The sequence below is a fragment of the Yoonia sp. genome (assembly GCF_036007805.1).
In the GTDB taxonomy this organism is placed as follows: domain Bacteria; phylum Pseudomonadota; class Alphaproteobacteria; order Rhodobacterales; family Rhodobacteraceae; genus Yoonia.
The window spans coordinates 1-25730 of sequence record NZ_DASYOK010000017.1 but is presented as its reverse complement, the minus strand read 5'-3'; the positions used below and the strand labels follow the sequence as shown (position 1 = coordinate 25730).

27 protein-coding genes are annotated in these 25730 nt (G+C 58.0%); 17 read left to right on the top strand and 10 right to left on the bottom strand.

What is annotated here, in order from left to right:
• On the bottom strand, nucleotides 1-249 hold a 249-nt coding region (locus VGP75_RS00925), incomplete at its 3' end, for a hypothetical protein (RefSeq protein WP_327541855.1).
• 194 nt (nucleotides 250-443) lie between these two features.
• Between VGP75_RS00925 and pyrH the strand changes: the two genes are divergently transcribed.
• The 12 genes from pyrH to lpxB all read left to right on the top strand — a co-directional run bounded on the left by pyrH (nucleotide 444) and on the right by lpxB (nucleotide 12252).
• Nucleotides 444-1169, top strand: a complete 726-nt coding sequence (pyrH, locus tag VGP75_RS00920) for a UMP kinase (protein WP_327541854.1) — start codon at nucleotides 444-446, stop codon at nucleotides 1167-1169.
• A 172-nt stretch (nucleotides 1170-1341) separates the two neighbouring features.
• Nucleotides 1342-1905, top strand: coding sequence for a ribosome recycling factor (frr, locus tag VGP75_RS00915; protein ID WP_327541853.1), 564 nt, complete (start codon nucleotides 1342-1344; stop codon nucleotides 1903-1905).
• Between the two features lie 31 nt (nucleotides 1906-1936).
• Entirely contained in the window at nucleotides 1937-2662 is a 726-nt protein-coding gene (gene uppS / locus VGP75_RS00910; RefSeq protein WP_327541852.1) for a polyprenyl diphosphate synthase, read from the top strand.
• 2 nt (nucleotides 2663-2664) lie between these two features.
• Nucleotides 2665-3468, top strand: coding sequence for a phosphatidate cytidylyltransferase (locus VGP75_RS00905; protein WP_327541851.1), 804 nt, complete (start codon nucleotides 2665-2667; stop codon nucleotides 3466-3468).
• On the top strand, nucleotides 3465-4634 hold the full coding sequence (dxr, locus tag VGP75_RS00900) for a 1-deoxy-D-xylulose-5-phosphate reductoisomerase (protein WP_327541850.1): 1170 nt from the start codon (nucleotides 3465-3467) through the stop codon (nucleotides 4632-4634). The genes VGP75_RS00905 and dxr overlap by 4 nt, the downstream gene beginning before the upstream one ends.
• A gap of 5 nt (nucleotides 4635-4639) precedes the next feature.
• Nucleotides 4640-5974, top strand: a complete 1335-nt coding sequence (rseP, locus tag VGP75_RS00895) for an RIP metalloprotease RseP (RefSeq protein ID WP_327541849.1) — start codon at nucleotides 4640-4642, stop codon at nucleotides 5972-5974.
• Nucleotides 5975-6079: 105 nt separating this feature from the next.
• The gene (gene bamA, locus VGP75_RS00890) at nucleotides 6080-8386 is read left to right on the top strand and encodes an outer membrane protein assembly factor BamA (RefSeq protein WP_327541848.1); all 2307 of its coding nucleotides are present in this window, start codon (nucleotides 6080-6082) and stop codon (nucleotides 8384-8386) included.
• Entirely contained in the window at nucleotides 8386-8907 is a 522-nt protein-coding gene (locus VGP75_RS00885) for an OmpH/Skp family outer membrane protein (protein ID WP_327541847.1), read from the top strand. The genes bamA and VGP75_RS00885 overlap by 1 nt, the downstream gene beginning before the upstream one ends.
• Nucleotides 8908-8994: 87 nt before the next feature.
• Complete coding sequence (fabZ, locus tag VGP75_RS00880) at nucleotides 8995-9456, top strand: 3-hydroxyacyl-ACP dehydratase FabZ (protein ID WP_055685836.1); 462 nt, start codon at nucleotides 8995-8997, stop codon at nucleotides 9454-9456.
• Nucleotides 9456-10238 (top strand): acyl-ACP--UDP-N-acetylglucosamine O-acyltransferase, encoded by a 783-nt coding sequence (gene lpxA, locus VGP75_RS00875; RefSeq protein ID WP_327541846.1) that lies wholly within the window; start codon nucleotides 9456-9458, stop codon nucleotides 10236-10238. The genes fabZ and lpxA overlap by 1 nt, the downstream gene beginning before the upstream one ends.
• Entirely contained in the window at nucleotides 10238-11119 is an 882-nt protein-coding gene (lpxI, locus tag VGP75_RS00870; protein ID WP_327541845.1) for an LpxI family protein, read from the top strand. Before lpxA ends, lpxI begins: the two co-directional genes overlap by 1 nt.
• On the top strand, nucleotides 11116-12252 hold the full coding sequence (lpxB, locus tag VGP75_RS00865; protein ID WP_327541844.1) for a lipid-A-disaccharide synthase: 1137 nt from the start codon (nucleotides 11116-11118) through the stop codon (nucleotides 12250-12252). The genes lpxI and lpxB overlap by 4 nt, the downstream gene beginning before the upstream one ends.
• Here the strand turns inward: lpxB and VGP75_RS00860 are convergent.
• From VGP75_RS00860 to VGP75_RS00850, 3 genes are all read right to left on the bottom strand, one after another.
• Nucleotides 12193-13116 carry a DMT family transporter gene (locus tag VGP75_RS00860; RefSeq protein ID WP_327541843.1) on the bottom strand — a complete coding sequence of 308 codons (924 nt, stop codon included), beginning with the start codon at nucleotides 13114-13116 and terminating at the stop codon, nucleotides 12193-12195. The two genes, lpxB and VGP75_RS00860, sit on opposite strands and share 60 nt — an antisense overlap.
• Before the next feature lie 111 nt (nucleotides 13117-13227).
• On the bottom strand, nucleotides 13228-14379 hold the full coding sequence (locus tag VGP75_RS00855) for an OmpP1/FadL family transporter (protein ID WP_327541842.1): 1152 nt from the start codon (nucleotides 14377-14379) through the stop codon (nucleotides 13228-13230).
• 158 nt (nucleotides 14380-14537) lie between these two features.
• Entirely contained in the window at nucleotides 14538-15404 is an 867-nt protein-coding gene (locus tag VGP75_RS00850) for a DMT family transporter (RefSeq protein ID WP_327541841.1), read from the bottom strand.
• An 83-nt stretch (nucleotides 15405-15487) separates the two neighbouring features.
• Between VGP75_RS00850 and VGP75_RS00845 the strand changes: the two genes are divergently transcribed.
• Entirely contained in the window at nucleotides 15488-16099 is a 612-nt protein-coding gene (locus tag VGP75_RS00845) for a hypothetical protein (protein WP_327541840.1), read from the top strand.
• Here the strand turns inward: VGP75_RS00845 and VGP75_RS00840 are convergent.
• Together VGP75_RS00840 and guaA are read right to left on the bottom strand one after the other, a co-directional pair.
• On the bottom strand, nucleotides 16096-16917 hold the full coding sequence (locus VGP75_RS00840) for an FkbM family methyltransferase (RefSeq protein WP_327541839.1): 822 nt from the start codon (nucleotides 16915-16917) through the stop codon (nucleotides 16096-16098). The two genes, VGP75_RS00845 and VGP75_RS00840, sit on opposite strands and share 4 nt — an antisense overlap.
• Nucleotides 16918-17196: 279 nt before the next feature.
• On the bottom strand, nucleotides 17197-18756 hold the full coding sequence (gene guaA, locus VGP75_RS00835) for a glutamine-hydrolyzing GMP synthase (RefSeq protein WP_327541838.1): 1560 nt from the start codon (nucleotides 18754-18756) through the stop codon (nucleotides 17197-17199).
• A 191-nt stretch (nucleotides 18757-18947) separates the two neighbouring features.
• Here guaA and VGP75_RS00830 point away from each other — a divergent pair, with 191 nt between their 5' ends.
• Nucleotides 18948-20498, top strand: a complete 1551-nt coding sequence (locus VGP75_RS00830) for a trimethylamine methyltransferase family protein (RefSeq protein ID WP_327541837.1) — start codon at nucleotides 18948-18950, stop codon at nucleotides 20496-20498.
• Here the strand turns inward: VGP75_RS00830 and VGP75_RS00825 are convergent.
• Nucleotides 20491-20790: a DUF6477 family protein gene (locus VGP75_RS00825; protein ID WP_327541836.1), complete on the bottom strand. Its 300-nt coding sequence runs from the start codon at nucleotides 20788-20790 to the stop codon at nucleotides 20491-20493. The genes VGP75_RS00830 and VGP75_RS00825 overlap by 8 nt on opposite strands.
• 247 nt (nucleotides 20791-21037) lie before the next feature.
• Here VGP75_RS00825 and VGP75_RS00820 point away from each other — a divergent pair, with 247 nt between their 5' ends.
• Nucleotides 21038-22159, top strand: coding sequence for a DUF6456 domain-containing protein (locus VGP75_RS00820; protein ID WP_327541835.1), 1122 nt, complete (start codon nucleotides 21038-21040; stop codon nucleotides 22157-22159).
• A gap of 108 nt (nucleotides 22160-22267) precedes the next feature.
• Nucleotides 22268-23227, top strand: a complete 960-nt coding sequence (gene lipA, locus VGP75_RS00815) for a lipoyl synthase (protein ID WP_327541834.1) — start codon at nucleotides 22268-22270, stop codon at nucleotides 23225-23227.
• On the opposite strand, the gene VGP75_RS00810 is transcribed toward lipA, so the two are convergent.
• The 3 genes from VGP75_RS00810 to hpt all read right to left on the bottom strand — a co-directional run bounded on the left by VGP75_RS00810 (nucleotide 23228) and on the right by hpt (nucleotide 25389).
• Nucleotides 23228-24109 (bottom strand): c-type cytochrome, encoded by an 882-nt coding sequence (locus VGP75_RS00810; RefSeq protein ID WP_327541833.1) that lies wholly within the window; start codon nucleotides 24107-24109, stop codon nucleotides 23228-23230.
• A 6-nt stretch (nucleotides 24110-24115) separates the two neighbouring features.
• Nucleotides 24116-24592 carry a c-type cytochrome gene (locus VGP75_RS00805; protein ID WP_327541832.1) on the bottom strand — a complete coding sequence of 159 codons (477 nt, stop codon included), beginning with the start codon at nucleotides 24590-24592 and terminating at the stop codon, nucleotides 24116-24118.
• Nucleotides 24593-24843: 251 nt separating this feature from the next.
• Nucleotides 24844-25389 (bottom strand): hypoxanthine phosphoribosyltransferase, encoded by a 546-nt coding sequence (gene hpt / locus VGP75_RS00800; RefSeq protein ID WP_327541831.1) that lies wholly within the window; start codon nucleotides 25387-25389, stop codon nucleotides 24844-24846.
• Between the two features lie 84 nt (nucleotides 25390-25473).
• Here hpt and VGP75_RS00795 point away from each other — a divergent pair.
• Nucleotides 25474-25730: type II toxin-antitoxin system RatA family toxin (locus VGP75_RS00795; RefSeq protein WP_327541830.1), on the top strand; the 257-nt coding region annotated here is incomplete at its 3' end.

Here is a 25730-nt window from a genome sequence, read left to right as displayed (position 1 = left end):
TGTCAGGATTGCACCTGTGTAGCTGGTTGTGCCTGTTCCTGCGGTGGCGAAGTTAGCGGGTTGGGCAATGTCATCTGTGGTCCTGAGGCCGTCCTCATCAACCAGCGCGTCTGCAAAGGCCGCCAGGGCGTCATAGTCGTCAAACGTTGTGTAAGTTTCCGCAAATTCAAATTGTTCCGCTGGCCCGTCACAGCCGGCAAGGCCAAGTGCACCGAGAAGAAGAAGACTTGTCTTGGTCACAGTTTGCATCGGGTGTTCCTCTGGTCAGGTTGCGGGCGCGGACCCAACTGAATTTGTCTCGCGGAATGAATATGTTGCGACCATAGGGCGCAGGGTTCGCTCCGGTCAACGTCTGGCAATGCCTTTTGTGGTGAATGTGGCATTGAAACTACCACCGTTTTCCGACATTTTGCCGCTCAATCAATCAGACATAGGGGCGCGCCATGAGCGGTACTGGGAAAACAGCATATAAACGTGTGATGCTTAAGATCTCGGGTGAGGCGCTGATGGGCGACACATCCTTTGGTTTGCATCCGCCAACGGTGCAGCGCGTCGCGCGCGAGGTGCAGTCGGTCCACGACATGGGTGTCGAGATTTGCATGGTGATCGGCGGCGGCAATATCTTTCGCGGGTTGCAAGGCTCGGCCCAAGGCATGGAGCGCACGACAGCCGATTATATGGGCATGCTAGCCACGGTGATGAACGCGCTGGCGATGCAATCGGCATTGGAAGAACTGGGTATCCATACGCGGGTGATTTCGGCCATTACGATGAACGAGGTGGCCGAACCCTATATCCGCCGCCGCGCTGTGCGCCACCTTGAGAAAAAGCGCGTTTGTATCTTTGCCGCAGGCACCGGTAACCCGTATTTTACCACTGATACCGCCGCAACACTGCGCGCCAGCGAGATGAACTGCGAGGCGATCTTTAAGGGCACCAAGGTTGACGGCGTCTATGACAAGGACCCTGCCAAGCATGATGACGCGGTCCGCTATGACAATGTGTCCTACGACGAGGTGCTGCAAAAGCATCTGGGCGTGATGGACGCCAGCGCGATTGCACTGGCGCGCGACAATGACCTGCCGATCATCGTGTTCTCTTTGGATGAACCGGGCGGGTTCAAGGGTATTCTGGCCGGTGAAGGCACCTATACGATTGTGAAAGACTAAGGGCGCGCTTTATACCCCCCTTTTGAATAAGTTTTGCGATTTGCCGAAATAAATCGGCCATTTGCACGAAAACTGCATAATAGCGCCAGATTTGCCTGACTATACAAGGCAGCGCCTTTGGCCTAAAACGATCAAAAGCGGGCCGCGCCCGATGAGGAAGAGCAAGTAGAATATGTCTGACGATTTTGAACTCGATACCGATGATCTGACACGCCGCATGGAGGGTGCAATCGCGAACCTGCGTGTTGAACTGGCGTCATTGCGCACAGGCCGCGCCTCTGGTTCGATGCTGGAACCTGTGATGGTGGATGCATACGGGTCGATGACACCGATCAATCAGGTGGGCACTGTCAACGTGCCTGAACCGCGGATGGTAACCATCAACGTCTGGGACAAGGCGCTGGTCGGAAAAGTCGAAAAAGCCATTCGTGAGAGTGGCTTGGGGATCAATCCTCAACTGAACGGCACAATTATTATGCTGCCGATCCCCGAGTTGAACGAGGAACGCCGCCGTGAATTGACCAAAGTCGCCGGCCAATATGCCGAAAGTGCGCGCGTTGCGATCCGCAACCTGCGCCGCGACGGGATGGACCAGATCAAGAAGGCGAAAAGTGACGGCCTGTCCGAGGACGATCAGAAGTTCTGGGAAACGACGGTACAAGAAGTAACCGACCTTCATATTAAGTTGGTCGATGAGACGGTCGAGACGAAACAAGCCGAGATTATGCAGGTCTGACCCGCAAGGTTTTTACCAAAAAGGGGGCCATATGCCCAAGGACGCAGACGCCAAATTATCCCCCGCCCATGTCGCGATCATCATGGATGGCAACGGGCGTTGGGCACAAAAGCGCGGGCGTCCGCGTCTGTTTGGCCACCATGCAGGTGCGCGCAAAGTGCGTGAAATCCTCGAGGCTTGTCCTGATTTAGGGGTTAAATATCTGACAATATTCGCGTTTTCGACCGAGAACTGGAAACGCACCCAGACCGAAGTTGCGGGCTTGATGAGCCTGTTCCGCCGCTATCTCGAACGTGAGGCGCAGGAGCTTTTTGATAGCGGCGTCTGTGTCCGCTTTATCGGTGACCGTGTGCGGCTTGATGACAAACTGGTCTCACTGATGGACGATCTGGAACTGCGCACCGCAGACAACGACCGCGTGCATCTGACTGTCGCACTGAACTATGGCAGCCGCGATGAGGTGACACGTGCCGCCAAGCGGCTTGCCTATGAGATCGAGCAGGGCCGCTTGACCCATGAAGATGTGGACGCCGAAACACTTGCACGGTTCCTTGACACGCATGTTCTGCCGGACCCCGATCTGGTGATCCGTACCAGCGGCGAAGCGCGGATTTCGAACTTCCTGCTGTGGCAGTCCGCTTATGCCGAATATGAATTTGTCGACACGCTCTGGCCGGATTTCACGGCACAGGAGTTCGCTCGCGTGCTGCGCGATTATGGCAAGCGGGACAGGCGTTTCGGGGCTATCCGAGCCTGAGAATGACCAATGCAGCACCTCCGCCCGCAAAATGGGATGATCTGACCGTTCGCCTCACTTCAAGTGCTGCGATGGTCGTCATTGGTGCTTTTGGTGTCATTCTGGGCGGCATCTGGTTCCAGATGCTCGTGGTTTTCGTCACAGCGGTCATGGTTTGGGAATTGTGGATGATGATCCGCCCAAGCGAACCGACAAAGGGCATGTTGATGGCGGCTTTGGTTGCCTCGGTCATGTCGGGACAGCTAGCGGAAGGGTCGGCGTGGGGGATGCTGTTGTTCCTTGTGGTGCCGGTGATCGGGGTCACGCAGCTCAAAACCGAGATCAAGACGTTCTTTTTCTTTGCCTTGGGGATTCAGCTTGCGGGTTGGGGCCTTGTGCATTTCCGTTCGGATTTCGGGTTTACGTGGCTCTTGTGGCTCATGTCGGTTGTGATTGTTACGGATATTTTCGGGTATTTTGCCGGCAAATCACTGGGGGGGGCCAAGTTCTGGCCCAAGGTCAGCCCCAAAAAGACATGGAGCGGGACGGTTGCAGGCTGGCTGGGTGCCGGTCTGGTCGGTTTTGTTTTTTCGCTTTTCACCGATGCGGGGCTGATGATTGTCTTGTTTTCAATGCTGCTGAGCTTTGCCGGACAGATGGGTGATATCGCGGAAAGTGCGCTGAAACGCCGGATGGGCGTGAAGGACAGCTCGACGCTTATTCCTGGTCATGGCGGGCTGTTTGATCGGTTTGATGCGCTTTTGGGGGCATCGCTGTTTCTTCTTGTCCTCGCAGATGTCTTTGATGTGCCAGGGGTTGTCTGGTGAGGCGGATTTCGGTTTTTGGCGCGACAGGGTCAATCGGGCAGAATGCGCTTGATCTGGTGGCGCGTGATGCGGATGCCTATGATGTCGTTGCCCTGACGGGCGGGCGCAATGTGGCGCAGCTTGCAGCAGATGCACGGCGGTTAAACGCCGATCTGGCCGTGACTTGCTATCCTGAATGCTATAATGAATTGAAAGACTTGTTGGCCGATACGGATGTAGAGGTTGCAGCGGGCCCTGATGCGATTGCCCAAGCGGCGGCACGGCCCGTGGATTGGGCGCTTTCGGCGATCGTGGGCGCGGCGGGGCTGGTGCCGGGGTTAGAGGCCTTGGCCCATGGCACGACGCTTGCGCTTGCAAACAAAGAATCTTTGGTCACCGCAGGACCGCTCTTGATGGGCCGCGCTAAGGCGCATGGTGCAACGGTGCTGCCTGTGGACAGTGAACATTCAGCGGTATTTCAGGCACTGGTGGGCGAACATATGGCGGCTGTCGAGCGTGTGATTATCACCGCAAGCGGCGGCGCATTCCGTGACTGGCCGATCGAGAAACTCGCCACCGCAACACTGGCCGAGGCCTCAAGCCATCCCAACTGGGACATGGGGCAGCGTATCACCATTGATAGCGCGTCGATGTTCAACAAGGCGATGGAGTTAATTGAAACCAAAGAGTTTTTCAACGTCACGCCCGATATGATCGAAGTGCTGGTGCATCGTGAAAGCCTGATCCATGCGCTGGTGGGCTTTAATGACGGGGCGCTGATGGCCCATGTTGGCCCGCCCGATATGCGCCATGCCATTGGCTATGCGCTGCATTGGCCGGAACGGCGCACGCTGCCTGTCGAACGGCTTGATCTGGCCAAAATCGGCAGCCTGACATTCGAAGCACCCGATCCGGCGCGTTATCCCGCACTGGCCATTGCGACACGCGTCATGGAACAGGGCGGTCTGTCGGGTGCGGTCTTCAACGCGGCCAAAGAGCGCGCGCTGGATGGATTTATTGCAGGCGACATAGGTTTTCTGGACATGTCAGAGGTCGTGTCGCGCACGCTTGACAAAATGTCATCGGGTGATGGGCTGCAAAATGCGGCAATTACCCTAGATAACGTGCTAGAGACCGACCGACTGGCGCGGATTTATGCCGCCGAAACCTTTAGCCAACTGGGATAAGACCTTTGGACCTGATGCAGTTTGTGCCGATGTTCGGCAACTTCGCCTTTATGATCGTGGCTTTTATTGTGGCGCTGTCGGTGATTGTGGCGATCCATGAATACGGCCATTATATCGTTGGGCGCTGGTGCGGCATCCACGCGGAGGTATTTTCGCTCGGGTTTGGTCCGGTGATCTATAGCCGCGTCGATAAACGCGGCACGAAATGGCAGATTGCGGCGCTGCCCTTGGGCGGTTTTGTGAAATTTCTGGGTGATGCAAATGCGGCCAGTGTGGGCAGTGACGGGCAGGTGTCCGAGACTGATCTGCGCCGCACCATGCTGGGTGCGCCGCTTTGGGCGCGCACGGCAACAGTCGCGGCGGGGCCTTTGTTCAACTTTGTGCTGGCGATTGCGATTTTCGCAGGCTCGATCATGTATCAGGGCCGCTCGACCGATCCGTTGACCTTTGGCGAAATGCGCCCGTTGCCGGCAAGCTACGCCTCTGATCTGCGCGAGGGTGATCAGGTAATTGCCGTTGAAGGCATTGCCTTCAATGATCCCGAACGGACAGGTGGCATGTCCGATCTTGTGCCCCTGCGTGAGCGTTTGGATTACACAGTGCTGCGCGATGGGAACCAGATGACGGTGGAAGGGCCCTATTTCTTCCCCACAGCAGTATCGAGCGTGAGCCCACGGTCGGCAGCGGATGATGCCGACATCAAGGTGGATGACGTCGTGACCGCCATCAACGGAGAGGCGGTCTTCGCATTTGCGCAGGTCCAGGAGATTGTTCTTGAGGCGGATGGCGCGCCCTTGATTTTCACGATTTGGCGGGATGGGGAAACGCTCGAAAAAACCATCGCGCCGCGCCGCGTGGATTTGCCGAACCCCGAAGGCGGGTTTGAGACGCGCTGGCTGATTGGCATCAGTGGCACGATTTTCTTTGAAGAAAAGACCGAAAGCGTGGGGCTTTTCACGGCCATCAGCCTTGGCGCGCAGGGGCTGTGGAACACGACGACGACATCGCTTTCGGCTATGCAGCATATTCTTTTCGGCCAGATCTCGACCTGTAATCTCTCTGGTCCGGTGGGTATTGCCGAGACAAGTGGTTCGATGGCCGAGCAGGGCCCGCAGAGCTTTATCTGGTTTATTGGCGCGCTGTCCGCCGCAGTGGGCCTGATCAACCTTTTCCCGATCCCGGTGCTGGATGGTGGGCACCTTGTGTTTTATGCCTATGAAGCAGTCACACGGCGTAAACCCAGTGACCGTGCGGTCCAAGTCTTTATGTTTGTTGGATTGTCTCTGATCCTGTCGCTGATGATGTTCACGATTCTCAACGACACGATCCTTTGTCCGTAATTCTGCACGGGCTTTTCGTGAAAAACAGACGCGCTGGCGTTTTGACAACCGCGTATATTGTCGCTACTCAATTCTGTAAGAATAATCTGGGTACGGGCGGTCGTTATGAAGACAAGTGTAGGGCGCTTTCTGGCGCAGGGTTTTGCGAAAGTGCGATCACTTTGGATGGCGCTTTGTATCGTGGTTTTGGCGACCGGTGCCGCAAATGCGCAAAGTTTCGCCTTCAGCAGCTTTGAGATCGAAGGCAACTTGCGGGTGGCTGATGGCACGATCCTGACATTTGGTGGTCTTGCACCGGGCGAGGGGCTTTCGACCGCGGACCTGAACGCGGCGGGGCAGAATATCCGCGCTTCAGGCCTTTTTGAAAGTGTCGAACTGATCCCGCAAGGCAACCGGTTGCTGATCCGCGTGGTCGAGTATCCGACGATCAATCGCATCAATATCGAAGGCAACAGCCGCCTGCGTGACGCCGAATTGCTGGCGCTGGTGCAATCCCAGCCACGCCGTGTCTTTACCCCGACACAAGCCGAAGCAGATACCGCCGCAATCACAGAGGCATACGCCCGACAGGGGCGGATCAATGCAAGCGTAACGCCGCGGATTATTCCACAGCCTGACAACCGCGTTGATCTGGTGTTCGAGGTGGTGGAATCAGCCGTAACCGAAATTGAACGCATCTCTTTTCTAGGCAACAGAACCTATTCAGAGGGGCGTTTGCGCCGGGTGCTGGAAACCAAACAGGCGGGTGTTTTCCGGCTTTTGGTTGGTCGCGATACCTATTCACCCGAGCGCGTGGCACAGGACCGCGAGGCGCTCACCGATTTCTACCGCTCGCGCGGTTATATCGACTTTGTGCTGCAGAATATCGACGTGTCATTGACGCGTGAACGTGATGCCTATCTGGTCACGTACAATATACGCGAAGGACAGCAGTTCAGTTTTGGCAACACGTCGATTTCCAGTGAAATTAATGGCGTGAATGCGGCTGATTTTGCTGACCTGATCGGTGTCCGGTCTGGCGCGACATACTCACCGGTGCCGGTTGATTCAGATATCCGCCGGATCGAGCGGGAAGCCGCCGCGCGCGGTCTGAACTTTGTCGAGGTCGAACCGCGCCTGTCACGCAACCCGCGCGATCTGACGATTGATGTGAATTATGTGCTGGTATCGGGTGAGCGCGTCTTTATCGAACGGATTGACATTGAAGGGAACGGAACAACGCTGGACCGCGTGATCCGCAACCAGTTCCGTTCGGTGGAAGGTGACCCGCTGAACAGCCGCGAAATTCAGGAAAGTGCGCGGCGTATTCGTGCGCTTGGCTTTTTTGAGGGCGTGAGTGTCGACACGCGCCCCGGTTCCAGCCCGAGCCAACGGGTCGTTGATGTGAACGTCACCGAAGGGCCCACAGGGACGCTATCGTTCGGTGCAAACTTCAATACCGACAACGGGATCAGCTTGCTGGCCTCTTACCGTCAAAGCAACTTCCAAGGTCGCGGGCAGCGTTTGAACTTTGACTTTTCGACCGCCGAGACAAACCGCCGGTTTGGGTTCGGCTTTACCGAGCCACAGTTATTGGGTCGTGACCTGCGGGGGTCATTTGACCTGAGCTATGGGACCACAAATAACGAAAACGCGCTCTATGATACCGAAACACTGCGGATGTCGCCTGCGATAAGTTTTCCTATCAGCGAAACGGGGCGTTTGTCTTTGTTTTATGCTCTTGAGTATACCGATCTCACCGATGTGTCATTGAATGCGAGCCCCATCATCCAAGCCGAGGAAGATGCAGGTGGCATCTGGACCAATGCGATCGGGTATAACTACAGCTATGACAGCCGCCGCACAGGTGTGGACCCGACGACTGGCTATGTGTTGCGCTTTGGTCAAGAGTTCGGCTTTGGCGATACCCAGTTCATCAAGACAACAGCCTTTGCAGGTGCTGAAACGGCGATCCTGAATGAGGAAGTCACTCTGCGCGCCTCTTTGCAGGGGGGCTTGCTGAATTATCTGGACGGCAATAGCCGTGTCACGGACCGTTTCTTTCTTGGCAGCCGTCTGATGCGCGGTTTCGAGGCGGGTGGTATTGGGCCGCGCGATGAGAATACCGATGATGCACTTGGTGGGAACGCTTTCTCTGTTCTGACGCTCGAGACTGAATTCCCGCTTGGTCTGCCAAGTGAATACGGGATCACGGGCGGTGCGTTTATCGATTACGGCTCGGTCTGGGATGTGGGTGTAGCGGACGATTCCTCTATTCTGTCTAATGACCCGATTGCGCGGTCTGTGGCCGGTCTTTCGATCTTCTGGACTACCCCGATCGGTCCGCTGCGCTTCAACTTTACAGAGCCGCTGGACGTGCAGGACTTCGACAAGACGCGCAACTTTGATGTGACCATTTCGACAAACTTCTGATGGGTATACTGCGCGCGATTATTGTTTGGCTGATACTGGTGTTGCCCGCATCAGCCCAGCAATCCTCACCTCCGGTGCTGATTGTGGACAGTGATCGCTTGTTCATCGAAACGCTGTATGGTCAACGGCTTGCCGCCGAACTGGCCGAACAGGCAGCCGCGTTGCAAGCCGAGAATGACCGTATTGTTGAATCACTGACCCTTGAAGAGCGCAGCCTGACGATCCGCCGCCCCGATATGACGCCAGAGGACTTTCGCGCCGAGGCCGAGGCCTTTGACCGCAAGGTGCAGGATGTGCGTCGCGTGCGCGATGCCAAGAACGTCGAATTGCAGGTCGCTACGGCTGAAGCGCGCGCGCGGTTCGAACAACGTGTACAGGGGATCGTGGCTGGTCTGATGCTTGAACGCGGGGCGGTGTTGGTGCTGGAGCAGCGCAATGTTGTCCTGTCTGTGCGCGCGGCAAATATCACCGATGATGCCATCGTGCGGATTGATGCGGAATTGGGCAACGGTGAAGAGTAGCCGATGCTTGCCGCGCTTGTCGCGGCTTGGTAGTCATGTCCAAACGGCGGCCATGGGCGCCATAAGCAATAAGAGGAGCCGCCCCGCATGAGCGAAGCTGTCACCACCGCCGATATCCAGCTGATCCAGAAAATCCTGCCGCATCGCTATCCCTTCCTGCTGGTGGATAAGGTGCATAGCATCAATGGCACGACATCTGCCGTGGGCATCAAGAATGTCACCATGAACGAGCCGCATTTTCAGGGCCATTTCCCCGGCAACCCGATTATGCCCGGTGTCACCATTGTCGAGGCAATGGCGCAGACCACCGCCGTGATGGTGGGGGCGTCCTTGGGGCTGACCGATGGCAATCTGCTGGTCTATTTCATGGCGATTGATGGCTGCAAATTCCGCCGCAAGGTCGTGCCGGGGGATGTGCTTGAAATGCATGTGGAAACCACGCGCGGCAAGCCCGGTGGCAAGGTCTGGCGCTTCCGCGGTGTTGCGACAGTCGATGGCGAAATGGCCGCCGAGGCAGAGTTTACCGCGATGATGGATATGCAAGCCTGATGGCAAGCATTCACCCCTCTGCTGTGATTGCCGATGGCGCGCAGATCGGCGCGGATTGCGTGATCGGCCCGTTTTGCGTGATTGGCAAGGACGTGGTGCTTGGCGACCGTGTGACGCTCAAAAGTCATGTTGTTGTCGACGGGGATACCCATATTGGCGATGATACGGTGGTCTTTCCTTTCGCTGTGATCGGAGAAATCCCGCAGGATCTCAAGTTCGATGGTGAAAGGACCCGTCTGCGCATTGGTGCGCGCAACCGTATCCGTGAACATGTGACGATGAACACCGGCACCGCGAATGGTGGGGGCGAGACGCGGGTGGGCGATGACGGGCTGTTCATGGCCGGCTGTCATATCGCCCATGACGCGCAGATCGGTGACCGTGTGATCGTGGTGAATTCATCCGCCGTCGCAGGGCACTGCATTATCGAGGATGATGTGATCATCGGTGGTCTGTGCGGCGTGCATCAGCATGTGCGCATCGGGCAGGGTGCGATTATTGGCGCGGTGACGATGGTGACCAAAGATGTCGTCCCGCATGGTCTGGTGCAGGGGCCGCGCGGCGTTCTGGACGGGCTGAACCTTGTTGGGCTGAAGCGCAAGGGGGTCAGTCGCGGCGATATCACCGCATTGCGGGCGGCCTTTCAAATGCTCAAGGATGGGGAAGGCACGTTTCAGGATCGCGCCAACCGGCTGGCTGATGAAAGCGACAGCGCCTATGTGCAACAGATGGTGGCTTTTATTCTGGGCGACACCGACCGTAATTTCCTGACGCCGGGCTGATGCTTGCGCTGATTGCCGGAACCGGGGATTTGCCGCCCGCGCTTGTCGCGCGGCTGTCAGAGCGGCCCTTGATTTGTGCGCTTGACGGGTTCCGCCCTGCGCTGACACCCGAGATCACGTTTCGCATTGAACAACTGGGCAGTTTTCTGAACGCATTGGTGGACCGCGGCGTGACCGAGGTTTGCCTTGCAGGGGCCATCAAGCGTCCGGCTATTGATCCTGCGGCCATTGATGCGGCCACCCAACCCTTGGTTCCGCGTATCATGCAGGCGATTTCTCAGGGGGATGACGGGGCCTTGCGCGTCGTGATCGCGTTATTCGAAGAGGCGGGGCTGGTCGTGCGCGCAGCCCATGAGATCGCGCCCGATCTGCTGCCGCAGTCAGGTGTCTTGAGCCGCAAGCCCGTGACAATTGATCAAAGACAGGATGCGGTGACCGCAGAACAGACTATCGCCGAGATGGGGCGCGCGGATGTGGGCCAGGCTTGCGTGGTGCGCAATGGCCGTGTACTGGCGCGCGAAGGCCAAGCCGGCACAGATGCGATGCTGGCCCAGTTCGCGCCCAGCGATGATCCGTTATGGGGAGTGGTTGACGGTCTGGGGGCGGTTCTGGGCAGTGCGGCTGAATGGCTGAGCGGCGCGGATGGTGAACCCACCGATGCGCGGGGTGCGGTCTTGTTCAAGGCACCAAAGCCCGATCAGGACCGCCGCGCGGATCTGCCCGTGATCGGGCCGCAAACCGCCAAGGCTGCGGTTGCCGCAGGCCTGAGCGGGATTGTGATCGAAGAGGGTGGTGTGTTGGTCTTGGCACGCGATGAGGTGCTGGCCACGCTCGATGCGGCAGGGCTGTTCTTCTGGGTGCGGCCCAAGGGGGGCGCATGAGGGTTTTTGTGATCGCAGGCGAGGCCTCGGGTGACAAACTGGGCGCGGCCTTGATGGTGGGGCTGAAGACGCTGCGCCCTGATGTGCAATTTGACGGCGTTGGTGGACCTTTGATGCAGGCCGAGGGGCTGGAAAGCCGCTTTCCCATGGAAGAGCTCAGCGTCATGGGGCTTGCCGAGATCCTGCCGAAATATCGCGCACTCAAGGCGCGGATAAGACAGATGGCCGAGGCGATTATCGCGACGAAACCCGATGTGTTGATTACCATCGACAGCCCTGATTTCTGCCTGCGCGTCGCGCGGCTGGTCAAAGCGGGAAGTGATATTCGCACCGTGCACTACGTCGCCCCGACGGTCTGGGCATGGCGGCCAAAGCGCGCGGAAAAGATGGCGCGGCATATTGATCATGTCTTGGCCCTGTTTCCCTTTGAGCCCCCTTTGATGCAGGCCGCGGGCATGGATTGCGATTTTGTGGGGCATCCTGTGGTCGCAGAACCCGTGGCCAGCCATGCAGAGGCGGCGGCCTTGGGGTCCGGTACGGTCGTGCTGGTCCTGCCGGGCAGTCGCAAAGGCGAGGTCGGGCGGCTTGCCGCGCGTTTTGGTATGGCGGTTGCCAAAATCGCAGCCTCCGTGCCTGATGCGCGTTTTGTCATTCCGACAACGCGCGGCGTGCATGATCTTGTGCAGGAGCAGGTCAAACTCTGGGCCACGCCCGTGACGGTCTTGCCGCCGGGATCGCCGGACAAGGCCGCGTGGTTCAAGCGGGCCGATGTGGCGCTTGCGGCCTCTGGCACCGTGTCACTGGAACTGGCGGCAAGCGGCACGCCGATGGTGATTGCCTATGATATGGCATGGCTCAGCCGGATCATTATCAGCCGGATGTTGTTGGTGGATACGGTGACCTTGGTGAATTTGGTCAGCGACACCCGCGTGGTGCCGGAATTTATCGGCGATGCCTGCAAGCCCGGTCCGATTGCCGATGCGGTGCTGGCGGTGCTGGCGGACCCGCAGGCGCAGCAGGCCGCGATGGCGCTGACCATGGAACGGCTGGGGCAGGGTGGTGAGGCACCCGGCCTACGCGCGGCGAAGGCGGTGTTGGAGCGGCTTGACCAGGCGTCCATCAAGGATCAGTAGCCCGAGTGCCAGGATCGCAAAGCCGATATAGGCGCGCATTGGCAAAGCCTCACCCAGCACGATTGCGCCCAAAACGATCGCGACAGGGGCGACCAGCAGCGTGACCAGCATCGCGTTGCCACTGCCGGCGAGCGCCAGCACGCGGTAGTAGAGGATATATGCGATGGCTGTCGCAGCCACGGCGTAATAGGTGATGGCGGCCCATGTTTGGGGCTGGAGGCTCAGGCTGATGGGCCCCTCGATCACCCATGCGGCAGGCAGCGTGATCAGGCTGGCTCCGGTCAACATGCCGGCAGCCGCGACCTGCGGTTTGAGGTGCCCCAGTGTTTTCCGTGCCCAGACGGCCGCTAGCGCATAGCTGATCGTGCCGCCGATCACGGCCAGTTGGCCGAGCGACCGGATATCAAACTCTTTAAAGGCGTTCAGGCCAATTGCGGTCGAGACCCCCAGAAACCCGATGCCGACGCCCATTGCCTTGCGGACGGTCAGACGCTCGTCAGCCAGGAAAAGCGCAGCAGCCATCACACCGAAAATCGCGGTCGCGGCATTGAGGATCGAGGTCAGGCCGGTTTCGATGTGCAATTGCCCCCATGCCATCAGGCTGAAGGGGATGGCGTTGTTCAACAGCCCCATGACAAGAAACGCACCCCACACGCGCCGGTCTGCCGGCAGGGGCAAGCGGCGGATCAGGACATAGGCCCAAAGGATCAGCATCGCCCATCCGGTCCGATGTGCAACCGAGGTAAGCGGCCCGATTTCTTCCAATGCCACATGGACCGAGAGAAAAGACCCGCCCCAAATGAACGCAAGCATCAAAAGCCCTGCCCATGCTTGGGGCGATATGGTTTTCTGGGTCGGTGTCATGGGGGTGACATGCGCCTTTTGGCAGCAGCAACACAACCCGTTTCCTGCGCAAGCCAAAGAAAAAGCCCCGCCGGTGAGGGCGGGGCTTTTGACGCCTAAATCTGAAATGCCTTAAAAGTTATAGGCAATCCGTAGACCAGCGGCCCAGCCACTGTTGTCTTTGAAGTCACCAAGTGTGACGCCTGAAGCACCGCCGGTGAGGGCAAGAGGTGCTTCTGTTTCCGCATCACCAATCCAAATGTAGCGCACACCGCCTGTGATCCGGATTTGATCCATCGTCCGCGTCGCTGCGACACCAAGTGATGTATTGCCATCTGTTGGCCCCAAGTTGCCTGAGAAGCCACCCTGCGCTGCTTCATATCCCGCAGTCACTGCACCTGACCATTCATCGCTGAAGCGGCGACCAAGGCCGATGTTGTAGGTGACCGTGTCGTCGGTGTAATCCACCAAGGATCCACCGCCCGAGCCCAGTGCGAAAATGGGAGGTGAAATATCGAATACAGACCAGTTCACCCAGCGTACCGAACCGAATAGCAGCGTATCAGCTGCAACACCGGTTTGCGCTTCGAGTGTTACGGATTGTGGGAGCGTGGTTGAAAAATCCGTGTCTTGGGGTTCAGGCAAGGATGGTGAATTTTCCGTTGACTTGAAGTCATGCGTGATCTCGCTGTGGTAGGTGAGGGACACGCGAGCTGCGATATCAGGGCGTTCCCATGCGCCACCCAAGACATATCCGAAATCGGTCTCGGTACTTGTTTCCATGGTGTAGCCGTTAAAAAGCGCTACTTCACCTGCGGTTTGGACCGCACGCACACCGCCATAAACGGTAAAGTTATCAGGCAGTTTATATGCAACAAGTGCCGTGATCGCATTGCTGTCAATGGTTGCAGTTGAGCCCAATGGCGTAACGCCCCCGCCATAAGCATAATCAGTATCCGCACCATAATTTACATCGGCGCCGTAAGGTTGGTCAAAGATCAGTGCGATTGAAAGTTCATTGCTCAGATCGTTCTTATAACCAAAGCCAAGCTGTGTATATTCTTCCGCCATATTGCCAGAGGATGCTCCGACAGGCGAGCCCGGACCGGCTGGAATCTGCTGGGTGCCGCTGATGTCCGGTGACACATAGCCGAAGTTCAGCTCCAGATAGTTGCCATCTTCGAACAAAAGCCCCATCGAAGGTGCCGCACGTTCAACTCCCCCCGCCGATACGATGCTCGTTGAAAGCAGCAGCGCCGCCCCTGCTGTCATTACGTTTTTCATGTCCTCATCCCTGTCATGAATAATATTTAGTCAGAGAACCCTAAGGAGTGCCTAAGCTTTACGTCAATTATTGACGCCACGTCATTCATTGCGACGCGCCGTAGCGTCACATATCTGTGACAATCGGCTTCAGCCAAGGCTTGTGGTGCGACGCGCGCCTAGGCCTTTGCAGGACGCATCGCGCTGGTAATATTGAGATAATTTGCCCCAAAAATGAGCGCAGCACCGACAAAGATCCACACTTCCAACGGTTCATTATAAAGCACCATCCCCACAATCGCGATGGTGGGCAGGCGCACGAAATCAATCGGCATCACAATGCTTGCGGGCGCGATACTCAGCGCTTTGGTCAGGCAGAAATGCGCCAAGAGCCCCGCACAGCCGATCAGCACCACCCAAGGCAGTGCCGCCAGTGACGGCAGCGCGATATCGCCGTCATATCCCGCGCAGATCAGGCCAAAGACCGCCTGCATCGTTGTGAGATAGAAAAGGATTGTCGTGATGGTTTCGGTCTGGGTCAATTTGCGGGTGAAGATCGCGGTCAGCGCAAAGAACACCGCACAACTGGCTGCGGCCATCAGGCCCCAGCTCAGGTTGGCGGGGTCTGGGCGCGCGACGATCAGGATGCCGATAAACCCGATCATGGCGCTCAGCAGGCCGATTGCAGTGACCCTTTCGCGCAGGATCAGCGGGGAGAGAAGGATCACCCAGATCGGCGTGGTGAATTCCAGCGCAAAGACCTGTGCCAGCGGGATCACGGTGATGGCGTAAAACCACAGGTTCTGGCCCGTAAAGTGGAAAAGGTTCCGTGTGGCATGCAGGCCCAGCCGGTTGCGCCCGATTTGCGATATGGTCCCTGTCGCCATGGCGACGCTGACGACAATCGCGATCCCTGTCAGGCTGCGGAACAGCATGATTTCGAACGTATCAAGTTCGGTGCTGACGGTACGTCCAGCGACAGCCATCAGGGTAAAGGATGATATGGCGCCGATCATCCAGAAGGCTGCTTTTGCGACTGTGTTCATACCAGCAGTTGTGCCTTTGTTTTGTGATTTGGCAAGCCCTGTCGGATCGTGTTTGGGTGGCTTTGGCAAAAACGGAGTTTGAAATGGTGAAATGGATTGTCGCATTGGTGTTGCTGGCGCAGGCAGCAGGGGCAGACCCCGTTGCGCAGGTCGAGGCCGCAGCGCGGGCCGCGTTTGATCGTATGCCGGTGGTGCAGCAGGTTGATCAGATCGCGGGGCTTTGTGGTGCCGACGAAAGCGTTAATGCGGTTGTGGCCTATTGTACTACGACAAACCGGATACTGCTGGCGCGCGATGCGGTGACCGCACCGCAGACGCCTTATATGGTGGCCCATGTCTATGGTCATGCGGTGCAGGTGCAGCACGGTGTTGCCGATTTTGCCCTGCGCCAGATCCGCCAGCGCCGCACGGAAGAGGCGATGTTGCGCGGGCTGGTCACGCGGCAGGTCGAATGTATCGCAGGTTTTCTGCTGGCGCGGGCCGAGGTGCCGCTGTTTGATCTGCAGGCGGCTTTCGCGGAAGAGCCGTTCACCGATAGCCATTGGGGGCGTGATCCGTTACGCGTAGGCCCCGAGGTCAGCATCGGGATGGCCGCGCGTGCGGAATGGCTTGCGATTGGCCAGCAGGGTGATCTGGCGGCTTGCGGGCCGGGTGAGTTTACGGCCGAATTGCTGCTTGACGCGCTCAACCCCTAGGCGCGGGTCGCAAAAACATTTCCATCCATATGTGCGGCATCGCTGATCCTGCGGCCATCCGGATGCCACAGCGAAAAGCCGTGATCCACGAGGTTATCGAAGATCTCATCATGGTTGCGCGACACTTCGATCATCAGGCTGCGCACATGCTGCAGTACCTTTGCCGCCCCGACCAAGACGGCCAGTTCCGCACCCTCGGCGTCGATCTTGAGCACATCGGGCCAGACGTTATGGGCCGTGGCATAGGCATCAAGTGTCGTGGTATTCACGCGCCTTTGCCGGAGTTTCAGAACGCTGCGCTGTGTCGTGGCATTATTGGTCGACTTGGCAAAATCGGGGTCGAGTGAATTCATAAAGCCACCCATATTTTCCTCATAAAACAGCGCCTTGCCGATCTTGTCGCTGACCGCGACATTCACATGCACACATTGCGTGCAGCGTGCAATGTTGCGGCGCAGGAAATGCTGGTTCTGCTCTCCGGGCTCGAAAACATGAACCTGACCGCGGTGGCCCACCTGTTTGGCAAAAAACTGTGCAAAATAGCCGATATGCCCGCCGACTTCGAACACGATATCGCCGCGCTGGGTGAGTGCCGCCAACCGTTGCATCGTGTCGCGTTCGCGGTGCCGTCCGTAGAACCAATAACCCTTATGCGTATAGCTGCGCAGGTGGAATGGCAGACCCGAGAACGGGTTGGTCATGGTCATTGCGCGGTCAAATTTGCGCAGAACCGGCAAGACGATGGTCCGCAAAAGCCTGTTGGTGGCAAGCCCTTCGCGGAATGGGCGGAAAGACGGACGGGTCAGAATGGGTTGCACGGGTGTTGCTCGTCAGGTTGCTATGCTGACGAGTTTTCGGTGGAAGACTTAATACATGGTTAATGGGATGCAGAATAGGTTTGAAAAGAAGCGACACAACATAATGTTTCACACAAGCCAAGATCGCTAAGCTTATGATATAGAATGTTTAATACGGATAAGCTCAAGCTATAGAAGGTGCGTGTGAGCCGTGCAACTCAAACGAAACAGTCTCTCTATTTGGGGCTTATTGTTTCCTAAGTTGAGGCGCGTGGTTTCAGACCAGCACCTGAAAGAATGTTACTCCCACTCGATGGTCCCGGGAGGTTTACTGGTGATATCATAAGTGACGCGGTTGATCCCCTGCACCTCATTGATGATCCGCGTGGCTGTCTCACCAAGGAATTCGTGGCTGAACGGGTAATAATCTGCCGTCATCCCATCCACAGATGTCACCGCACGCAACGCACAGGCAAAATCATAGGTGCGTCCGTCGCCCATCACGCCCACTGTGCGGACCGGCAGGATCGCAACAAAGGCTTGCCAGATATCATCATAAAGACCGTGGCGGCGGATCTGGTCGATATAGACCGCATCGGCCTTGCGCAAAATCTCAAGCTTTTCGCGGGTGATTTCGCCGGGACAGCGGATGGCAAGGCCCGGGCCGGGGAACGGGTGGCGTCCGATAAAGGATTTCGGCAGGCCGAGTTCGACGCCAAGTGCGCGTACCTCGTCCTTGAACAGCTCGCGCAGCGGTTCAACCAGCTTTAGCCCCATCTTCTCGGGCAGGCCGCCGACATTGTGGTGGGACTTGATCGTGACCGAGGGGCCGCCGGAAAAGCTCACGCTTTCAATGACATCGGGGTAGAGCGTGCCTTGGGCAAGAAACGCCGCACCCTCAATCCCGTTGGCGTATTTCTGGAACACGTCGATGAATAGCCGCCCGATGATCTTGCGCTTCGTTTCAGGGTCGCTCACGCCATCCAGTTCGCCCAAGAACAATTCGGATTCGTCGGCGTGGATCACGTTAAGGTTCATATGATCGCGGAACATGCCCACGACCTCTTCGGCCTCGTTCAGGCGCAGCAGGCCGTGATCGACGAAAACACAGGTGAGTTGATCGCCAATGGCTTCGTGCAGCAGGGCGGCGGCAACCGAAGAATCAACACCCCCCGAAAGCGCGCAGATCACATGGGCGTCGCCCACCTGTTCCTTGATGGCCTCAATCGCCTGTTCGCGGTAAGCGCCCATTGTCCAGTCACCACTGAAGCCCGCGATGCGCACGAAGTTTTCATAGAGCTTCGCACCGTTCGGCGTGTGGTGCACTTCGGGGTGGAACTGCACAGCATAGAAGTTCCGCGCGACATCTGCCGTGATCGCAAAGGGCGCATTGGGCGAGGTGCCGTAAACCGAAAAACCCGGAGCAATTTCAGATACATGGTCACCATGGCTCATCCAGACCTGTTCCTTGTCGGTCAGGAACCAGCCTTCAAGCAATGCCAGCTTGCCTTCCGGTTTCACATAGGCGCGGCCGAACTCTGCGGTGCCATGCCCGCTGGTTACTTTGCCGCCCAGTTGCGTCATCATCGTTTGCTGGCCGTAGCAGATGCCCAGCACAGGGACGCCCATCGTGAATACCGATTGGGGCGCGCGGGGCGAACCTTCGCGCGTGACACTATCTGGACCGCCTGAAAGGATCACCGCTTTGGGCGCAAAATCGGCCAAAAACGCGTCGGTGACGTTCTGATAGGGGTGAATTTCGCAATAGACGTTCAATTCACGCAGGCGACGCGCAATCAGCTGCGTGACCTGGCTGCCAAAATCAATGATAAGAAGGCGTTCGTGGGTGCTGTTTTCCATGGCGCTTCGGTAAAGGCAGGGCCGGATTTGTGCAAGAGGGGCCAGAGATTTTCACGTCCGGTTCGGTGCGTTTTTGATGGAACTGATCGCACATGTCGTTTTCGCGTCTCAGGGGCCGCAAATTTGGTAAGTGCTTTATCCGGTGCGTTGTATGAAGCAGCAACACAATAGCGAACCCACGGGGAATGATCATGTCGGACGCACCAGCAACAGCAGGCAGACGCGCACGGGGCGGAGGCGGGGCTGCCCGCCGCGCCGAGCGGACGGCTGTGAGCATCGAAACGGCGAAATATATCGAACGCAATATCCCCAATTATGAGGTTCTGACCGAAGAGGCGCTGCAGGTCATCGAAGCCAACGCCGAAACCGTTCTGGCCGAAATCGGGATCAATTTCGTGGACAACCCCGAGGGTCTGGCGCGCTGGAAAGCTGCTGGCGCCCAAGTCGACGGCGAACGCGTCCGCATTCCGCGTGGTCTGGCCCGCAAGCTTTGCGCGACGGCCCCGTCGGAATACACACAGCACGCCCGCAACCCCGCACGTAACGTTGTGGTTGGCGGCAAGAACCTTGTGCTTGCACCGGTTTATGGTCCGCCATTCGTGCGCGATGTCGATGGTGGACGGCGTTATGCGACGATGGCGGATTTCGAGAAATTCGTGAAGCTGGCCTATATGTCGAAATGGCTGCACCATTCCGGTGGGACCGTTTGTGAACCGACCGATGTGCCGGTGAACAAACGCCACCTCGATATGCTGCTGGCGCATATGATCTATAGCGACAAACCTTTCATGGGGTCGGTGACCGAACCCAGCCGCGCGCAAGACAGTATCGAAATGTGCGAGATTCTTTTTGGCAAAGAGTTTGTCCAAGAGAACACGGTCATGACGTCGCTGATCAACATCAACTCGCCCCTTACCTTCGACAGCATCATGATGGGCGCGCTGGAGGTCTTTGCCGCCAACAACCAGGCCTCGATCATCAGCCCGTTCATCGTGGGCGGTGCGATGGCGCCTGTATCGGTGGCCGGTACGCTGACACAAGTTTTGGCCGAGGTGATGGCAGGGGTGGCCTATAGCCAGATCATCCGTCCCGGATCGCCGGTGATCATGGGGACATTCGTGACCTCGATTGACATGAACTCGGGCGCGCCGACATTCGGCACACCGGAGGCCAGCCATATCACCTATGGCGCAGGGCAACTGGCGCGGCGTCTGGGGCTGCCTTACCGCTCTGCGGGTGCGTTCTGCGGATCGAAGCTGCCTGATGCGCAGGCCGCCTATGAGAGCGCCAACAGCCTGAACATGGGCCTTCTGTCGGGCGTGAATTTCATGCTGCACAGCTGTGGCTGGCTAGAGGGCGGGCTGGTCGCCTCGTTCGAGAAATTCGTGATGGATGCGGATCAACTGGGCGTCATGCACCATTTTGCGCGCGGCGTGGACATGTCCGAAAACGGGCAGGCCATGGGTGCGATTGCCGAAGTGGGGCCGGGCGGGCATTATCTTGGATGCGAACACACGCAGGCCAACTTCAAATCGGCCTTCTGGCGCTCGGACCTGTTCGACTACAAGCCGTTCGAGACATGGGACGAAGAAGGCGCGCGCGATACACAAATTCTTGCCAAGGCGCGGGTGGCCAAGATGCTGGATACCTACCAGCAGCCCCCCCTTGATCCCGAGATCGAGGCGCGTCTGCGGGCCTATGTGGCCGAAAAGAAAGCCAGCATGCCGGATGCATTCACTTAACTGAGTGAAGGGCGGTGGCGCGCAACAGATGCGCCTCGCCCAATATCGCGATAAGCACCTCGACATGGCGCGCGGGCCGATAGCTTGCGGCCTTGTCTTTGCGTTGCGCGTCCATGTCAGACTCGACATCCAGCAACTGCATCAGCGCGGGGCCCGAGCGGGGCAGGTTTTCGCGCCCCAGAATCCGGCGCAGATGCACATCGCGGCGATAGTCATCCACGCCGAAGCGGGCTGCGCGCGCCAAGAGCGCAGGGCGTTTGAGTGTGGCAATTCGTGTGTGAAGATCAAGCATCTGTCAACGTCCTGTTACAGGGGTAAGAGTTCGCCCAGCATGACACAACCTATGCGGGTGTTGCGGAAACACCATGAGCTAAGAACGCTGCTGTCAGGTTTGTTTATCTTTTGGAAAGAATAGTTGACGGGCAATTGGCGGCGTTAACAAATACGTAACCATGCACGCTCAGGTGGTATGCCGTCATGCCCCATTGCATGTGGCACTGTCTGTTGCGTCGGTAGTTTCGGCAAAAGGATGCATGATCATGACAGCACCACAAGGGCGCAGAACCTCGTCTGATCTTCCACGTTGGGTTCCTGATGCAGCCCGTCACTATCTTGTTCATACAGAAACTGGATTGTCTATCCGCGCGCTCGCACGGGCCAGTGACTGTCACCCGTCAACGGTTCTTCGACAGGTACGTCGATTGGAAGGCCGCCGCGATGACCCGCTGATAGATGCAGCATTGCGGTCGCTCTCTGCGCAGGTTTCTGCGCGTGACATCTTGAAAAAGGGGAAGTTGGAAGCGATGAAAATGGAGTGTTTGAAGAGTGACCCGCATCAGCCGGTTGGCCTCACACAGGCGCGGATCGACCAGGAAGCCAAACGCATCTTGCGGCGGTTGTGCGAACAAGGTGCCGTGCTTGCGGTGGCACGCGAGATGGAGACATCCGTCGTGGTGCGCATGACGCCTGAAGGCGAACAGGTGCGCACGGCTGTGGTCGAGCGCGAGATTGCGCAGGCCATGGCTTTGAAAGACTGGATCACTTGCCCTGACCCTGACGGGCGCATCGCGCGGTATTTCATCACCAACACAGGCCGCGCTGCCCTGCGACGGCTGACAGCCGAGGATGAAAACCGCGCCAGTGGTTTCGCCGAACGCAGCGCCGATCCTGATGGTGACGCCGGCTGGGATATTGCCAGTATCGAAGGCGCAACCCGCCCGCCATCACGCGGCTATGCGATCGAGAGCCCGCTTGTGGGGCTCGCGCGGCGCAAGGACCGCGATGGCAAACCGTTTCTGCCGCGCGATCTGGTCGCGGTGGGTGAGCGGCTGCGCGAGGATTACGAGTTGGTGGAAGTGGGTCTTGGCGGCAGTGCAAGCTGGGAAAGTTTCGTGAACGGGGAAGCGCTTGCAGAGGCCACAGAAGGCCCCAAGGGTGCGTTGGCCGCCCATGGCCGGATCAAGGATGCCTTGACCGAACTGGGCCCGGGTCTCGGGGATGTGGTGTTGCGGTGTTGTTGCTTTCTGGAAGGTTTGGAGCAGACCGAAAAAAAGATGGGTTGGTCTGCGCGATCAGGTAAGATCGTGCTGCGGATCGCCTTGCAGCGCCTGAAGCGTCACTATGAGCAAACCCAGGGGCGCTACGGACCGATGATCGGCTAGCCGTGTCGGGCCATGCAGAGCGCACAGGCCCGACATGCACCCACGCCTGATCGTTGGACAAATGCCAAGGGCGGCGCTAGGTATTGGGCAACATCACTGGAGCCCGATATGCCCACACGCGATTTGAAAATTCCTGCGCAGCGCCACCCTGAAAAACAGCGCCGCCCGGATGCACCGCAACCCAAGAAACCTGATTGGATCAGGGTAAAGGCACCCACGTCCGAGGGCTATAAAAAGACGCGCGATATCATGCGCGAGAACAAGCTGGTGACGGTCTGCGAAGAAGCGGGCTGTCCCAACGTCGGCGAATGCTGGTCCCAAGGCCACGCCACGATGATGATCATGGGCGAGGTCTGCACGCGGGCCTGCACTTTCTGCAATATCGCCACCGGTAAACCGCCCGAGGCGCTGGACGTGTTTGAACCGGGCCGCGTGGCCGATGCGGTCAAAAAGCTGGGGCTCAACCACGTTGTGATCACCTCGGTGGACCGCGACGATGTCGAAGATGGCGGTGCCGAACATTTCGCCCAGACAATCCGTGCAGTACGTCGCCAGTCCCCCGATACGACGATAGAAATTCTGACACCTGACTTTATCCGCTGCGATCCCAGGGTGTTAGAGGTCGTTGTTGAAGCGCGCCCCGATGTGTTCAACCACAACCTTGAAACGGTCCCCGGCCTCTATCCAGAAGTGCGGCCCGGCGCACGTTATTTCCATTCCTTGCGCCTTTTGCAGCGCGTGAAAGAGCTTGATCCGACGATGTTCACGAAATCCGGCATCATGGTCGGGCTGGGCGAAGACAAACAGGCGGTCATGCAGGTCATGGAAGACATGCGCGCCGCCGACATTGATTTCCTGACGATTGGCCAGTATCTCCAGCCGACGCCGAAGCACCATAGGGTCGACCGGTTCGTGACGCCGGATGAATTCAAGACCTATGAAAAAGCGGCCTATAACAAGGGCTTCCTGATGGTTTCTGCCACGCCGCTGACACGGTCATCCTATCATGCGGGCGATGATTTCGCGCGTCTGCGCGACGCGCGTCAGAAAAAGCTCGGGTTGGCCTGATTACTCGGCCACAGGCGGGATCGCCTTGAGATATGCGGCGATGGCGGCGCGGTCGTCATCGGTCAACTGGCCGGTGTTCTTGACGACTTCCGCCATTTCACCGCCTGCGCTGTCAAAATCGGGTGTGAACCCGCTTTTGAGGTATTCGGCAATATCGCGTTCTGACCACGACAGGGCCGCAGTTGTGATGTTCGGAATACGCCCTTCGTCGGACGGATGCGGCGCACCGCCCATCCAGCGCGCCTTATCCAACCCGCCCAGTGCGTTGCGGGGCGTATGGCATTCGGCGCAATGGCCCAGCGCCTCGACCAGATAGCGCCCGCGGATCAGGTCGGGTGTTGGCGCATCTTGCAGGACCCAGTCTGTGTTGGCGAAAAGGAATTTCCACGGCCCCAAGGCGATCCGCTGATTGAACGGGAACGCAAGATCATGGGCTGCGTTGGGTTGGTCCGACGCGGGCAGTGTGCGCATATAAGCAATCAGATCGACGATATCGCCAAGCTCTGCCTTGTTATAGCTGGTGAAGGGGAAAGCGGGATAGAGATGTGCACCGTTCTCACCCACCCCACGCACAATCGCGCTGGCAAGCGCCAGATCGGACCAACCGCCCACACCATGCACCGGATTGGATGAAATATTGGGGGCCACGAAGGTGCCGAAATCGGACGCAAAGGTCTGGCCGCCACTCAGGACCGTAGGCGGGCCGTCTTCGCTTGTGTGGCATGAGGCACAGCCTGCTGCGGCAAAGACGATTTCGCCACGGGCGGGATCACCAGTGAGACCATCAAGCGCATCAGATGGCAATGGTGCCGGTTTGGTGATGTACCAGCCGGCACCGATCACAAGAAGGGCAAAGACCCCGATGATCCGCCATTTTGCCATGTGATCTTAGGTGCGCGGCGCGCGGTAAGCTTCGTGGCAAGACCCGCAGGATTGGCCCACGGGACCAAAAGCCGCCTTCATGGCATCAAGCCCGTCGCCTGCGACTGCCGCGAGAGCAGCGGTTGCTGCGGCAAGTTTCTCTTTCTCTGCCAGATATCCGGCGGCGTCTGTCCAGATTTCGGCCTTGGCGCGCGAGCCTTCAATTCTGGCGTCAGTCCCTTCGACCCAATAGGCGGCCTGATCGATGCTGGCGAGTGCGGCAAGGTTAGCTGCCGCTGTCGCGGCGGTTGTGGCATCATATGGGATCTTGTCCTGAACCATGCCGCCGATCGGGCCGAGGTTGAATGAATAGAGCTCCATATGGGATTGCCGCGCATCCATCGCGCGCTGCTGATCTTCGGTCAGATGCCCTGCGGCAAAAGCGGCCCCCGCGACACCGAAAGCAACGGCAACGGCGACAGCACGGTTCAGTTTTCTTGACATGGGGTTCTCCTGCAAAATCAAAAAAGGAATACCGCAAGCGTAGCTTTGTGTGCGACAATTCGCCTCATAACGTTTTCGTGATTATCGCATTCGGCGTAAATCGGTCGGGGTGAGCCAGTCGGGCCAGCCAAAAAGTTGCTCGACCCCATACAGCATCAGGCAAAATGCGATGATTGCCGCCACGAATTTGATCCTGGCGGGCGAGGGCGGGTTCTGCGCCCATCGCTTGGCCTTCAAAAGCCAACGGGGGTTCATGTCTCTTCGATGAACCGCACTTTACCGATAAAGCCAAGGTTGCGGTTGCGTTGGGCAAAATCGATTCCGTAGCCCACGACGAATTCATCGGGGATTTCAAAGCCGATCCAGTCCGCCTTGAGATCAACCTCGCGGCGGGCGGGTTTATCCAGCAGTGCAATTGTCTTCATGCGGGCGGGTTTGCGCGACCACAAAAATTTGGTCACATGGGCCAATGTGTGTCCGGTGTCGACAATGTCTTCGACAATCAACACATCACGCCCTTCGATCTGGCCGCGCAGGTCTTTGAGAATACGCACCTCGCGGGTGCTTTCCATGCCGTCGCCATAGGACGAGGCCTCAAGAAAATCGACTTCGACCGGCAGATCCAGTTCGCGCACCAGATCGGCGATGAACACGAAAGACCCGCGCAGCAGGCCCACGACCACCAGCTTGTTGGTATCCGCAAACTCGGTGCGGATCTCGCGTGCAAGATCTTCGATACGTGCCGCGATCGCTTTGGCGCTGATCATTTCGTCGATCACATAGGTGGGGTGCGTCATTCAGGCCTCAATACAGGGAAATAGGTTGATTTTCTGGCCCAAGTTTACGACATCCGTCAGCGAAGTCACCCGCGAAAGGCCGTTATGCCCCGTCATTCTGAAACCAAGTTCCTGCCCTATACTGCGCAGCAGATGTATGACCTTGTCGCCGACGTGGGAAATTACCCGAAATTTCTGCCATGGACGGCCGCCGCGCGGGTGCGCAGTGTCACCGACAAAGGCGACCATCAGGAAATGCTGGCCGATCTGGTGATTTCCTTCAAAGTGTTCCGCGAAAAATTCGGAAGCCGTGTGCTGCTTTGGCCCGAACAGATGAAAATCGACACAGAATACCTTGATGG